The following is a 13458-nucleotide window of genomic DNA, read 5'->3' on the forward strand; positions in this document are numbered from 1 at the left end:
CGACGTCCAGAGGACGCTGCCGGCCACCGCGATGCCGGGGGAGCGGGGTGGGATCAGGCGCGCAGGCTCGCCGCCCCGAGCGGCAGGAACCGCTGGCCGGTGACCCGTTCGGCAGTGCCGGTCCGGTCCAGGTACGGCGTGACGCCGCCCAGGTGGAACGGCCAGCCGGCACCGAGGATCATGCACAGGTCGATGTCCTGCGCCTCGGCGACGACGCCCTCGTCGAGCATCAGCCGGATCTCCTGGGCCAGCGCGTCGAGCGCGTTCTGCCGTACCTGCTCGGCGGTGAGTGGCTGGTCACCGACCACGAGCAGCTTGGCGACCTCCTCGTTGATCCGGTCGTCGACCACGATCGGCTGGCCGGAGTCCGCGATCCGCTTGAGGTTCTCGCTCACCCCGAACCGGTCCGGGAACGCGGCGTGCAGGGTCCCGCCCACGTGGTACGCGACCGCCGGGCCGACGAGCTGGAGCAGGGCGAGGGGGCGCATCGGCAGACCCAACGGGTCCAGCGCGCTGTTCGCCACGTCCAGCGGAGTGCCGGCGTCGACGGCGGCGAACACCGTGCCGAGGAAGCGGGTGAGCAGCCGGTTGACCACGAACGCCGGGGCGTCGGAGACCAGCACCGAGGACTTCTTCAGCTGCTTGCCGACCGCGAACGCGGTGGCCAGGGTGGCGTCGTCGGTCCGCTCGCCCCGGACGATCTCCAGCAGCGGCAGCACCGCGACCGGGTTGAAGAAGTGGAAGCCGACCACCCGCTCCGGGTGCTCCAGCTCCTCGGCCATGGCGGTGACCGAGAGCGAGCTGGTGTTGGTGGCGAGCACGGCCTCCGGCTTGACGATCTTCTCCAGCTCGGCCCAGACCTGCTTCTTGACGGCCAGGTCCTCGAAGACCGCCTCGATGACGAAGTCCGCGTCGGCGAAGACTCCCTTGTCGACCGACCCGCTGACCAGCCCGTACAGCTTGGCGGCGGTGCCCTTGTCCATCCGGCCCTTGCTGACGGCCTTCTCGATCTGGGTGTGCACGTAGCCGACGCCCTTGTCCACCCGGGACTGGTCCAGGTCGGTCATCACGACCGGCACCTGGAGACGGCGGGCGAAGAGCAGCGCGAGCTGGCTGGCCATCAGACCCGCGCCGACGATGCCCACCTTGGTGACCGGGCGGGCCAGGCTCTTGTCCGGCGCGCCGGCCGGCCGCTTGGCCCGCCGCTGCACCAGGTCGAAGGCGTACAGGCCGCTGCGCAGCTCCTCGGAGAAGACCAGGTCGGCGAGCGCCTCGTCCTCGGCGGCGGTGCCGGCGGCGAAGTCCCCGTCCTTCGCCGTCTCCAGCAGGTCCAGCGCCTTGTACGCGGCCGGGACCGCGCCGTGCAGCCGCTGGTCCAGGGTCTGCCGGGCAAAGTAGAGCACGCCCGCCCACATGTCCTTGTCGACCTCGGGCCGGGTCACGGTGAGCTCACCGCGCACCACCCCGGCGGCCCACTCCAGCGAGCGCTCCAGGAAGTCGGCCGGCTCCAGCAGCACGTCGGCGATGCCCAGCTCGGCGGCCTGCTTCGGCTTGAGCATCTTGTTCTGCATCAGCGGGTTCTGGATGATCACCTGGGTCGCCGCCGGGATGCCGATCAGGTTCGGCAGCAGCTGGGTGCCGCCCCAACCGGGGACCAGGCCGAGGGAGACCTCGGGCAGCGCGAGAGCCGCCGCGCCCCCGGAGAGCGTCCGGTAGTGGCAGTGCAGCGCGAGCTCCAGGCCACCGCCCATCGCGGCGCCGTTGACGAACGCGAAGGTCGGCACGGTGCTGTCCTTGAGCCGGGCGAAGACCCGGTGGCCGAGCCGGCCGATCTCCAGCGCCTGCGCGCGGTCCGCCAGCAGCGGCAGGCCGGTGATGTCCGCGCCGACGCAGAAGATGTACGGCTTGCCGGTGACCGCGACGAACGCCGGGTCCGCCGCGAGGGCCGCGGTGATCGCCTCGTCCAGGCTGGTCAGCCCGGCCGGGCCGAAGGTGTTCGGCTTGGTGTGGTCGAAGCCGTTGTCCAGGGTGATCAGGGCGGCGGGGCGGTCCAGGCCCGGCACGGCCACCTGGCGCAGCAGCGCCCTGGTGACGACCTCGTTCGGTGCGGCGAGCGCGCTCACTTGTTGCCCTCCCCCTGAGCCGGCTTGCCGGACTCCGTCCAGTGCGGGTTCTCCCAGATCACGGTGCCGCCCATGCCGATGCCGATGCACATCGCGGTGAGGCCGTAGCGGACCTCGGGCTGCTCGGCGAACTGCCGGGCGAGCTGGGTCATCAGCCGCACCCCGGACGAGGCGAGCGGATGCCCGATGGCGATCGCGCCGCCCCACTGGTTGACCCGCGGGTCGTCGTCGGCGATGCCGAAGTGGTCCAGGAAGGCGAGCACCTGCACGGCGAACGCCTCGTTCAGCTCGAAGAGGCCGATGTCGTCGATGCTCAGCCCGGCGATGCGCAGCGCCTTCTCGGTCGACGGGATCGGGCCGACGCCCATCACCTCCGGCTCCACCCCGACGAAGCCGTACGAGACCAGCCGCATCGCGACCGGCAGGCCCAGCTCGCGGGCGGTCGCCTCGTCGGCGAGCAGGCTGGCGGTCGCGCCGTCGTTCAAGCCGGCCGCGTTGCCCGCGGTGACCTTGCCGTGCGGGCGGAACGGGGTCTTCAGGGTGGCGAGCTTCTCCATCGAGGTGTCCCGGGGCGCCTCGTCCACCGTGGCCAGACCCCAGGCGCCCTCGGCGTCGCGGATCGAGACCGGCACCAGGTCGTCCTGGAGCTTGCCGTTGGCGTACGCCTTCGCGGTCTTCTGCTGCGAGGCGAGCGCGAACGCGTCGGTGCGCGCCTTGGTGATGTGCGGGACCAGGTCGTGCAGGTTCTCCGCGGTGGCGCCCATGACCAGTGCGGACGGGTCGACCAGCTTTTCGGCGATGATGCGCGGATTCGGGTCGACGCCCTCACCCATCGGGTGGCGGCCCATGTGCTCGACGCCGCCGGCGATGGCGATGTCGTACGCGCCCATCGCGATGCCACCGGCCACAGTGGTCACCGCGGTCATCGCGCCGGCGCACATCCGGTCGATGGCGAAGCCGGGCACCGTCTTGGGCAGACCGGCCAGCAGGGCGGCGGTCCGGCCGATGGTGAGGCCCTGGTCGCCGATCTGGGTGGTGGCGGCGATCGCGACCTCCTCGACCCGCTCCGGGGGCAGCTGCGGGTTACGGCGCAGCAGCTCGCGGATGCAGCGGATGACCAGGTCGTCGGCGCGGGTGTTGGCGTACATGCCACCCGCCTTGCCGAACGGGGTACGGACGCCGTCGACGAACACGACATCCCGAACTTCACGGGGCACTTGAGCCTCCTCTTCGACCACGTGTCGGCCGTAGTGCCGGCAGGCGGCACCACGAACCGAACGAAGGTCGCGGCACTGGCGTTTCCCTCGGATGCTACTCGCCAGTAACCAACCCCGACACCACCCCCCGTGTGGCCCACCCCACACCTGCCGGCCGACCGGCGGGCGGCAGGTGTGGGAAGCCGGGCGCTCCGGGTGGAGCGCGATGGTCAGGCGGTGGGTGGGGGGTCGATCAGAGCGGTGGCCAGGTCGGGGTTGAGCAGGCCGATCTGCCACTCGCGGGCGCCGAAGCCGCGCAGCGTCTCGGCCACCGTCTCCTCGGTGACCTCCTCCGGTGGCACCCAGGCGAGCCGGCGAACCGAGTCCGGGGCGATCAGGTTCTCGGCGGGCAGGTTGTGCGCGCCGGCGATCCGCAGCACCACCTCCCGGCACCGGGCCAACCGGGCCGCGGCCACCGGGTCGCGCTCCGCCCACCGGTGCGGCGGCGGTGGACCCTCGACCACCGGGGCCACCGGCAGCGAGTCGTCCGGCAACTGCCGCGCGTCGTCCAGCGCGGCCAACCAGGTACGCGCCAGGCGACGTACCGAGCGGCCGCCGAAGCCGGGGAGGGTGAGCAGGGTCTGCTCGTCCTTCGGGTCCAGCTCCGCCGCGGCGATGATCGCCGAGTCGGGCAGCACCCGGCCCGGCGCGGCGTCCCGTCGGGCGGCGATCTGGTCGCGGGCGTACCACATCGAGCGGACCCGGGCCTGCGCCCGCGCCCCGCGTACCCGGTGGATGCCGGAGGTGCGCCGCCACGGCTCCGCGCGGACCCGTGGCGGACGGGCGCCGGTGCGGACCAGCGCGGCGAACTCCTCCGCCGCCCACGCCGACTTGCCCTGCCGGGTCAGCTCCTCGTCGAGCGCGTCGCGCAGGTCGGTGAGCAGTTCCACGTCGAGCGCGGCGTAGGTCAGCCAGGACTCGGGCAGCGGCCGGTTCGACCAGTCGGCCGCCGAGTGGTGCTTCTCCAGGGTGAATCCGAGCAGCTGCTCGGTCAGTGCGGCCAGGCCGACCCGCTCGAATCCGGCCAGCCGAGCGGCCAGTTCCGTGTCGAACAGTCGGCGCGGTCGCAGCCCCACCTCGGCCAGGCAGGGCAGGTCCTGGCTGGCGGCGTGGAGCACCCACTCGGCCTCGCCGATCGCCTCGTCGAGCGTGGTCAGGTCGGCCAGCGGCAGCGGGTCGATCAGCGCGGTGCCGGCGCCGGCGCGGCGCAGCTGCACGAGGTAGGCGCGCTGGCTGTAGCGGTAGCCGGAGGCCCGCTCGGCGTCCAGCGCCACCGGGCCGCTGCCCGCGGCGAAACGGGCTACGACCTCGGCGAGTTCCTCCGGTGTGGCCACCGGTTGCGGGGTCCCCTCGCGGGGAGCGGTCAGCGGCACGGGCCCGCCGGAAGTCGGGTCGGTCCCCGCGTCCGCCGGCTCCGGCTGGGCCGACGGCGGGTGGTGCGGTTCGTTTCCCGTACGGCTTTCGGCGGCCCGACGGCGCAGGGGTGGTTCGTCGGTCACCTGACAACCCTAGTGCGCGACACGATCCGGCGGGTGCAGCCGGTCCGGAGTGTGTCGGTCGGGTGGCGGAAGATGGCTGTTCCGGAGCGGACATCGGGGAAGACAAAGCCCGTTCGCGCCGGTACGGTCCATCGAGCCGCCGGCCAGGGTCCAGGTGACCCGGCGGCGGCACGGGCGTCAACGGGGAGGACGTGGCGATCATGACGGCTGGCTACGGTTCGGCTGGCTTCGGTTCGGCGGACGGGGCACCGGCGGACGCCGGAGCCGGCGACGCCGGCACGGCGGGTCCGCCGTCCGGCCGCCCGGGGCCGCTGCCGCCACGGATCGAGCCGGTGGCCGCCGGCTCACCCTGGCCGGCCCAGCCGGCGCCTGGCGCGCCGTCCCCGGCCACCGGCCAGCCCGGCGCGCCGTCCCCGGCCGCCGGTCAGCCCGGTGCGCCGTTCCCGGCCGCCGGTCAGCCTGGTGCGCCGTTCCCGGCCGCCGATCAGCTCGGTGTGCCGTCCCCGGCCGCCGGCCAGCCCGGCGTACCCGCGCAACCGGCCGCGCCCGGGGCCGTTCCGCCGGCGTCCGTCCCTGCCCCGTCCGGCTGGTCGCCCGCCGGTCAGCCGACCGCGTCCGGCGCCGGCGCGCACCCGCCGGCGGTGCCGGCCGCCCGGGGCGGCTGGTCGTCCCCGCCGAACACCGGGCCGTGGGGCGGCGCCGCCGCACCGGCCTCCACCCCACCGGCTTTCGCCGCACCGGCCTCCACCGCGCCGGGTTTCGCCGCGCCTACGTCCGCCGCGCCGGGGCTCGCCCCGGCGCCCGGCTCTGCCCCGCCCGGCGGCCCCGCCATCGCGCCGCCGGTAGGCCCCGGCTCTTCCGCGCCCTTCGGAGCGCCGCAGTCGAGCACCCCGGCGACCGGCTCCGGCTACCCGGCCGGTCCCGCCTGGCCGGCGCGTGGGCCGGCCTACCCGATGCCGCCGGGCGCGATGCCGCCGGGCGCGGTGCCGCCGGGCGCGGTGCCGCCGGTCCGCCCCCGCCGGAGGCGCTGGCTCACCCTGACCGCCGTGCTGGTCGTGCTGGTGCTGGCCGGGCTGGCCGGCTTCCAGGCCTATCAGATCGACCGGCTCACCGGCCGGCTCGCCGACACCGACCGCCAGTTGGCGCGGGCCCAGGGCGACGACGGCGCCCGCTTCGACGGCCTGGAGCAGCGCACCGAGGCGCTGGAGAAGCAGGCCGGGGCGACGTTCAACCCGGAGGCGGTGGCCAGCGCCGCGCTGCCCAGCGTGTTCCGGGTCCGGGCCGGTCAGTTCACCGGCACCGCCTTCGCGATCGGGAAACCAGCCGCCGGCGGCGGGACGAACCTGTTCACCAACTTCCATGTGGTGGAGGCGGTCTGGGAGAGCGGCGGACGGCAGGTCTTCCTGGAGCGCACCGACCAACGTTTTCCGGCCACCATCGTCAAGGTCGACAAGACCAACGACATCGCCCACCTGCGGACCACCGGCAAGTTCACCGGGCTCGTCGCCGCGTCGACCGCGGTGAAGTCCGGCCAGCAGATCGTGGTGGTCGGCGCGCCGCTCGGGCTGGAGGACAGCGTCACCACCGGCGTGGTGAGCGCGTTCCGCAAGGCCGAGCCCGGTGGCCCACCGGCGATCCAGTTCGACGCGCCGATCAACCCCGGCAACTCGGGCGGCCCCGTGATCAACGGCAGCAAGCAGGTGGTCGGCATCGCCACCGCCAAGGCACGTGACGCCGAGGGCATCGGCCTCGCTGTTCCCATCAAGACCGCCTGCGACGGCTTCAAGATCTGCTGATCGGCGCCGCGCGCGAGAGCCACCCCCACCGCGGCCGTCCCCGGTCGCCGCACCGACACCCGTCCGGGTCGTACCACCCGGGCGGTACCTGGCCGTACCACTTCCGGTCCGTCGCGCCTGCCCGGCGTCGGGCCAGCTCACCTGGAGGAAAGAGAGATGTCCCAGCCACCGACCGGGCCGCAGGGCTTCCCGTCGGCGTACCCGGCGCAGCCGCCGGCCGCGCCCGGTCAGCCGGCGCCCGCCGGCACCCCCTATCCGCCGCAGCAGCCGGACCCGCAGTACGGCACCGGCCAGCCGGCGCCGCAGCAGCCCGGCGGCGATGGCCTCGCCCACCCGGAGCCGCCCACCGCGCCGACCGTCCCGTTCTCGGCCCCGTCCGCGGACCCGTACGCGGCGCCGACCACCGCGTTCCCGGCGGTCGCCGCGCCGGGCGGTTATCCCGCGCCCGCCAGCGCCCAGCCGATGTCGGCGCCGCCGGTCTCCGGTCCGGCGTACGGGCAGCCGATGTCCGCGCCGCCGGTCTCGGGTCCGGCGTACGGGCAGCCGATGTCCGCGCCGCCGGTTTCCGGTCCGGCGTACGGGCAGCCGATGTCCGCGCCGCCCGGCGCCGTCCCGCCGTACGGGCCCACCGCCCCGACCGCCGGCAAGGCCCGCCCGGTGTTGATCCTGGCCCTCGTGGCCGGTCTGCTCTTCGTCCTCGGCGGCGTGATGACCGGCTTGTACGTGACCAAGAGCGGAGAGCTGGAGCGGACCGAGCAGCGCCTCTCCGGTCAGGTGAGTGAGCGGGACGGCACGATCGCGGCGAACACCAAGGAGATCGAGAAGCTCCGGGTCGACCTGCAGGGCATGCAGGACAAGCTGGCCGACACCGAGCAGGACCTCACCGGTACCCGCAACGACCGCGACGAGCAGGCCCGGCAGAAGAAGGTCATCGCCAGCTGCCTGGACAAGCTGACCACCGCGCTCGCCGCGGCGTCCGCCGGCAACCGCAGCGAGTACGAGAAGGCCACGAAGGGCCTGAACAAGGTCTGCGACGAGGCCGAGAACTACCTCTGAGCGGCCGACCCGGGGTCAGGCCGCGCCGGCGGGGCGACGCTCCGGCAGCGCGGTCACCCCGGGCGGTGGCAGCCCGGCCGTCGAGGCCAGCAGCGCGCACCAGGCCATCAGGTGCGGGGCCAGGTCGTCGTCGACAGGCGTCCAGGAGGCGCGGATCTCGACGTCCCCCGCGGCGGGCGGGCCGGCCAGGTCGCCGAACCGGGTCGACATCGTCTGGGTGACCGTCCCGCCGATGGCCCGGTGGCCGGCGTCCTGGGCCTCCAGCGCGTCGGTCAGCCACGTCCAGCCCACGCCCGGCAGCAGCGGGTCGGCGGCCAGGTCCGCCTCCAGCTCGGCGGTCACGTAGGTGACCAGCCGCAGGGTGCCCTGCCACGCCTCGTGCCCGGCCGGGTCGTGCAGCAGGATCAGCCGCCCGGTGGAGACCTCTTCCCCGTCCCGCAGCACGCTGGCGGAGAGCGCGAAGGCGTAAGGGGCGAGCCGCTGCGGCGCGCCGACCTCCTCGAGCACGATCTCCGGTCGGGGCGCCGCGGACCGGAGCCCGGAGACCGCGCGGGCGAAGGTCTCCGGGAGCGCGATCGGGGGGGCCATGCGGGCAGCCTATGCCGCGCCCTCGCCACCGCCGGGACGGCGCGCCGACGCGGGCGGCGTGGCCCGTGCCACCACGGCGGGCGGTCGCCGTCGAGCGCGTCGGGCGGGACGGGTCACAAAGCGGGGCGGCGGCCGTTGGCGGCGCCCCCGCACGTGGCACGATTGCCGCGATGAGCACGGACACCACGGGCACCGCCGCCCGAGACGGAGAATCCGCCCCCGCCGGACCGGGCGACTCGCCCTTCGTCCGGGCCTGCCGGCGTCAGGCGACCCAGCACACCCCGGTCTGGTTCATGCGCCAGGCCGGTCGCTCCCTGCCGGAGTACCGGAAGATCCGGGCGAACGTGGCGATGCTGGAGTCCTGCCGTCGCCCCGAGCTGGTCACCGAGATCACCCTGCAGCCGGTGCGTCGGCACGGCGTGGACGCGGCGATCCTGTTCAGCGACATCGTGGTGCCGGTGGCCGCGGCCGGGGTCGACCTGGACATCGTGCCCGGCACCGGTCCGGTGGTGGCCGAGCCGGTGCGCGGCGCCGAGGACGTCGAGCGGATCCGCCCGATCAGCCGAGACGACGTGCCGTACGTCGACGAGGCGGTCCGGTTGCTCGTCGCCGAGCTGGGCGACACCCCGCTGATCGGCTTCGCCGGCGCGCCGTTCACCCTGGCCAGCTACCTGGTCGAGGGCGGGCCGTCGCGGACCCACGCGAAGACCAAGGCGCTGATGTACGGCGACCCGCAGCTGTGGCACGCGCTCTGCGCCCGGTTGGCCGAGGTCACGCTGGAGTTCCTCCGGGTCCAGGTGTCGGCGGGGGTCTCCGCGGTGCAGCTCTTCGACTCGTGGGCCGGCGCGCTGTCCGAGGCGGACTACCGCCGCTACGTGCTGCCGCACTCGGTGACCGTGCTCTCCGGGCTCGCCGACGCGGGCGTGCCCCGGATCCACTTCGGGGTGGGCACCGCCGAGCTGCTCGGCGCGATGGGCGAGGCCGGCGCGGACGTGGTCGGCGTCGACTGGCGTACCCCGCTGGACGTGGCGACCCGCCGGATCGGCCCCGACAAGGCCGTGCAGGGCAATCTCGACCCGGCCGTGCTGCTCGCCCCCTGGCCGGTGGTCGAGGCCGAGGTACGGCGGATTCTGACCGAGGGTCGGGCCGCGCCGGGACACGTGTTCAACCTCGGCCACGGCGTGCTGCCGGAGACCGACCCGGAGGTGTTGACCCGGGTGATCGCGCTGGTGCACGAGCTGACCGCCGGCCAGGCCGACCGGGGCTGAGCGACATGCAGCGGCCCTGGCGGGTGGCGGTGGTCGGCGGCGGGATCGCCGGGCTGGCCGCGGCCGTCCGGTTGCGCGACCGCGCCCCGGCCGGCACCGAGGTCACGGTGTACGAGCAGTCCGGCGCCCTCGGCGGCAAGCTGCGCACCGGCGAGCTGGCCGGTCAACCGGTGGAGTTCGGCGCGGAGTCCTTCCTGATGCGCGACCCGGCCGGCGGCGAGTCGGCCGCGGTGGCGTTGGCCCGCCGGCTCGGGCTGGCGGACCGGATCGTCCACCCCACCGTCGGGCAGGCCGCGCTCGCCGTCGACGGCGGGCTGCGGCCGATCCCGGGCGGCACCCTGGTCGGCGTACCCGGTGACCTGACCAAGGTGACCACGGTGGCGACGCCGGACGCGGACGCCGACCGGGACGACGGCCGCCCGCTGCTCGGCCCGGACGAGGACGTGTCGGTCGGCGCCCTGGTCCGGTCCCGGTTCGGCGACGAGGTGGTGGAGCGGCTGGTCGACCCGATGCTGGGCGGGGTGTACGCCGGCCGCGCCGACGATCTCTCCCTGGTCACCACGATGCCGGCGCTGGCCCGGGCGGGTCGGGTGGAGCACACCCTGGTCGCCGCGGTCCGCGCCGCGCAGGCTGCCGCGCCCCGCGCCCCGGGCGCCCCGGTCTTCGGCACCCTGGTCGGCGGGCTCGGCACCCTGGTCGAGGCGGCGGAGCGGGAGAGTGGGGCGACGATCCGCCGGGACGCGGCGGTCCGCGAGTTGCGCCCGACGCCGACCGGTTGGCGGCTCACCGTCGGCCCGACCCGGGATCCGGAGCACGTCGAGGTCGACGCCGTGGTGCTCGCCGTGCCGGCCCGGCCGGCCGCCCGGTTGCTCGGCGGGCCGGCACCGGAGCTGTCCGGCGCCGTGGGCGGGCTGGACTACGCCAGCGTCGCGTTGGTGACCCTGGCACTGCCCGCGCCGGAGCTGCCCGCGCTCTCGGGTTTCCTGGTGCCGGGCACCGAGGGTCTGCTGATCAAGGCGGCCACCTTCTTCACCACCAAGTGGGGGCACCTGCGCCGCCCCGACGGGCTGGCCCTGGTACGCGCCTCGGTCGGCCGGTACGGCGAGGAGGCGCAGCTCCAACGCCCGGACGAGGACCTGGCGGCCACCGTGCACCGCGAACTGTCGGCGGTGCTCGGCGCCCCGCTGCCCGCACCGGTCGACGGGCACGTGCAGCGCTGGGGCGGGGCGCTGCCGCAGTACCCGCCCGGGCACACCGACCGGGTGGCCGGCGTCCGGGCCGCGCTGCGGGCCGGCCATCCGACCCTGGCCCTGGCCGGCGCCGGTTACGACGGGGTCGGCATCCCGGTCTGCGTCCGCTCGGGTGAGACGGCGGCCGACGAGATCATCACTGCACGGGGAGGATCGGCGACATGACGGAGCAGAGCAACGCGGCCCGGCTGCGGGAGCTGAACGAGAGCATCCGCTACACGATGTGGTCGGTGTTCCGGGCCAGCAGCCCGCTTCCGTCCCTGCGGGACAACGTGACGGACGAGGTCGAGGGCCTCTTCGCGGAGCTGGCCGGCAAGGAGGTGGTGGTCCGCGGCACGTACGACCTGGCCGGCCTGCGCGCCGACGCGGACCTGATGATCTGGTGGCACTCGCCGTCCAGCGACGCCCTGCAGGACGCGTACCTGCGCTTCCGCCGCACCACACTGGGCCGGGCGCTGACCCCGGTCTGGTCGCAGACGGCCCTGCACCGGCCCGCCGAGTTCAACAAGAGCCACATCCCGGCGTTCCTCGCCGGCGAGGAGGCCCGCCACTACATCTGCGTCTACCCGTTCGTCCGCTCCTACGAGTGGTACCTGCTGCCCGACGCGGAGCGGCGCGAGATGCTCGCCGAGCACGGCAAGATGGCCCGCGGTTACCCGGACGTGCGCGCCAACACGGTCGCCTCGTTCGCCCTCGGCGACTACGAGTGGATGCTCGCCTTCGAGGCCGACGAGCTGCACCGGATCGTCGACCTGATGCGTGACCTGCGCGCCTCGGCCGCCCGTCGGCACGTACGCGAGGAGGTCCCGTTCTACACGGGCCGCCGCCGCTCGGTCGCCGACATCGTCAACTGCCTGGTCTGACGACGAAGCCGGCCCAGATCGGGACGTGGGCCAGCGCGGCGGTCCGCCTCGCCATGCTGTCGAACTGCTCCAAATATGAACCGCCCGACCCGCCCGACCCGCCCGACCCGCCCGACCCGCCCGACCCGCCCGACCCGCCCGACCCGCCCGACCCGCCCGACCGCCCGACCGCCCGACCGCCCGACCGCCCGACCGCCCGACCGCCCGACCGTCCGGCCGCTGGTCGCTGGTCGCCCGGCCGCCGGTCGCCGGTTGCCCGGCCGCTGGTCGCCCGGCCGCTGGTCGCTGGTCGCCCGGTCGCCGGTCGCCGGTTGCCCGGCCGCTGATCGCCCGACCGCCGGTCGCTGGTCGCCCGGCCGCTGGTCGCCGGTCGCCCGGTCGCTGGTCGCCGGCCGCTGGCCGCCGGCCGCCGGTCCGGACGGGTCCTGGCCCGCTGGTTGGGGCGCTCTGGACCGTTCGCGGCCCGGTTCATATCTGGAGCAGTTCGACAGCGACCGGAGGACGTCCGCTCGGGCGGGGAGCCGGTCGTCGCCGTCGAGCCGCCCTCGCGTCATGACCGCCAGCCGCGGCTGGTCGGCGCCGCCCTCCGCCGTCCCGTTTCGCGCCGGCACCGGGCCGGCCGGGGCCGCGCCCGGAGGGAGTGGGACGCGACCCCGGACGGGGACCCGATGGAGGTCAGCCGGTTCCGGTGCAGGTGAGCGCGGGTGCCGGGTTGCTGCCGTTCCACGAGCCGAGGAAGCCGAAGGTGGTGCTCGCCCCGGCCCCGAGGCTGCCGTTGTGGCCGACGTTGCGCGCGGTGACCAGTGACCCGGTGGTCGAGACGGTCGCGTTCCACGCCGAGCTGATCTGCTGGCCGTTGCCGTACGTCCAGCTCACCGACCAGCCGCGCAGCGCCGAGCCGCCGGCGGTCACCTGGACCTCACCCTGGAAGCCGCCCGTCCACTGCCCGGTGACCCGGTACGTCGCCGTGCAGGCCCCCGCCGGCGGCGGGGTGGTGGGCGGCGGCGTGGTCGGTGGGGGCGTGGTCGGTGGGGGAGTCGTCGGCGGCGGGGTGGTCGGTCCGCCGGAGAAGTCGACGTCGCTGCACAGGTAGTAGGACTGGTCCAGGTGGCTGGCCTGCCAGATGGTGTAGACGATGTGCCGGCCGGTACGACCCGGCGCGCTGGCCGGAATCTCGATCGACACCCCGCCCGTCTCCGGCTTCCACTGGGACGCCGGGGTGTTGCCGATCTGGCCGGCCAGTTCCAGGTCGTCCCAGCCCAGTGGCTCGGTGAGCGGGTTGAAGCCCTGCCGGGTCACGTACACCCGGATGTAGTCGGCGCCGTGACTGGCCTGGTCGAAGAAGCGGACCCGGAAGTTGCTGGCGACCGGCGTGGTCTTCCAGGCGCCGACCGTGTCGAGGGCGTTGTAGCGCCCGCTGGCGGTGCGGCCGCCGCTGCACAGCTGGCCGTTCGGGATGGCCGCCTGGTGGTTGCCGGCGACGCCCTCGCGGAACAGGCCGTTCCAGTTCCACATGGCGTTCGGGTCGGCCTGCCAGGCCTGCCAGCACATCGGATCCTCGGTGGCCATCCGGGGATTTTGGAAGTCGCTGCCCCAGCGTTGCCAGCAGCCGTAGTTGCGGGACGCCGGGTCGACCACCGACCCGTGCGCGGAGACGGGTCGGGCCAGGGCGGTGGTCAGCAGCAGGATGGCGGTCGCCGCGACGGCGAGCAGCCAGAGAATGCGGGGTGATCGGAGTGCAGTGGACACGAGGGCCCCC

The 13458-nt window shown here is 74.7% G+C and carries 10 protein-coding genes; 5 read left to right on the plus strand and 5 right to left on the minus strand.

Annotated elements, in window-relative coordinates:
• Positions 1 to 53: 53 nt before the first annotated feature.
• From ACIP9D_RS12990 to ACIP9D_RS13000, 3 genes are all read right to left on the minus strand, one after another.
• Positions 54 to 2123, minus strand: a complete 2070-nt coding sequence (locus ACIP9D_RS12990; RefSeq protein WP_350875189.1) for a 3-hydroxyacyl-CoA dehydrogenase NAD-binding domain-containing protein — start codon at positions 2121 to 2123, stop codon at positions 54 to 56.
• Positions 2120 to 3340 (minus strand): acetyl-CoA C-acyltransferase, encoded by a 1221-nt coding sequence (locus ACIP9D_RS12995; protein ID WP_350875191.1) that lies wholly within the window; start codon positions 3338 to 3340, stop codon positions 2120 to 2122. The genes ACIP9D_RS12990 and ACIP9D_RS12995 overlap by 4 nt, the downstream gene beginning before the upstream one ends.
• Positions 3341 to 3549: 209 nt before the next feature.
• On the minus strand, positions 3550 to 4878 hold the full coding sequence (locus ACIP9D_RS13000) for a ribonuclease D (protein WP_350875193.1): 1329 nt from the start codon (positions 4876 to 4878) through the stop codon (positions 3550 to 3552).
• Positions 4879 to 5519: 641 nt separating this feature from the next.
• On the opposite strand from ACIP9D_RS13000, the gene ACIP9D_RS13005 reads away from it, so the two are divergent.
• Together ACIP9D_RS13005 and ACIP9D_RS13010 are read left to right on the plus strand one after the other, a co-directional pair.
• Positions 5520 to 6674: a S1C family serine protease gene (locus ACIP9D_RS13005; RefSeq protein ID WP_350875447.1), complete on the plus strand. Its 1155-nt coding sequence runs from the start codon at positions 5520 to 5522 to the stop codon at positions 6672 to 6674.
• A 156-nt stretch (positions 6675 to 6830) separates the two neighbouring features.
• Positions 6831 to 7730, plus strand: a complete 900-nt coding sequence (locus ACIP9D_RS13010; RefSeq protein WP_350875195.1) for a hypothetical protein — start codon at positions 6831 to 6833, stop codon at positions 7728 to 7730.
• A 15-nt stretch (positions 7731 to 7745) separates the two neighbouring features.
• On the opposite strand, the gene ACIP9D_RS13015 is transcribed toward ACIP9D_RS13010, so the two are convergent.
• A complete protein-coding gene (locus ACIP9D_RS13015) occupies positions 7746 to 8318 on the minus strand; it encodes a DUF3000 domain-containing protein (protein WP_350875197.1) in 573 nt (190 codons plus the stop codon).
• A 170-nt stretch (positions 8319 to 8488) separates the two neighbouring features.
• On the opposite strand from ACIP9D_RS13015, the gene hemE reads away from it, so the two are divergent.
• From hemE to hemQ, 3 genes are read left to right on the plus strand one after another with little or no spacing between them, the layout of a single operon-like run.
• Complete coding sequence (gene hemE, locus ACIP9D_RS13020; RefSeq protein ID WP_350875199.1) at positions 8489 to 9586, plus strand: uroporphyrinogen decarboxylase; 1098 nt, start codon at positions 8489 to 8491, stop codon at positions 9584 to 9586.
• Positions 9587 to 9591: 5 nt separating this feature from the next.
• Positions 9592 to 11001, plus strand: coding sequence for a protoporphyrinogen oxidase (hemG, locus tag ACIP9D_RS13025; protein WP_350875201.1), 1410 nt, complete (start codon positions 9592 to 9594; stop codon positions 10999 to 11001).
• Positions 10998 to 11699: a hydrogen peroxide-dependent heme synthase gene (gene hemQ, locus ACIP9D_RS13030; RefSeq protein ID WP_350875203.1), complete on the plus strand. Its 702-nt coding sequence runs from the start codon at positions 10998 to 11000 to the stop codon at positions 11697 to 11699. The genes hemG and hemQ overlap by 4 nt, the downstream gene beginning before the upstream one ends.
• Before the next feature lie 675 nt (positions 11700 to 12374).
• Here the strand turns inward: hemQ and ACIP9D_RS13035 are convergent.
• Complete coding sequence (locus ACIP9D_RS13035) at positions 12375 to 13448, minus strand: lytic polysaccharide monooxygenase (RefSeq protein ID WP_400449850.1); 1074 nt, start codon at positions 13446 to 13448, stop codon at positions 12375 to 12377.
• Between the last annotated feature and the right edge of the window lie 10 nt (positions 13449 to 13458).

The organism is Micromonospora sp. NPDC093243, from assembly GCF_044753725.1.
In the GTDB taxonomy this organism is placed as follows: domain Bacteria; phylum Actinomycetota; class Actinomycetes; order Mycobacteriales; family Micromonosporaceae; genus Micromonospora.

Coding starts and splice junctions, on each gene's coding strand:
- ACIP9D_RS13015 (WP_350875197.1), bottom strand. CDS start 8,318: ATGGCCCCCCCGATCGCGCTCCCGGAGACCTTCGCCCGCGCGGTCTCC.
- hemQ (WP_350875203.1), top strand. CDS start 10,998: ATGACGGAGCAGAGCAACGCGGCCCGGCTGCGGGAGCTGAACGAGAGC.
- hemG (WP_350875201.1), top strand. CDS start 9,592: ATGCAGCGGCCCTGGCGGGTGGCGGTGGTCGGCGGCGGGATCGCCGGG.
- ACIP9D_RS13010 (WP_350875195.1), top strand. CDS start 6,831: ATGTCCCAGCCACCGACCGGGCCGCAGGGCTTCCCGTCGGCGTACCCG.
- hemE (WP_350875199.1), top strand. CDS start 8,489: ATGAGCACGGACACCACGGGCACCGCCGCCCGAGACGGAGAATCCGCC.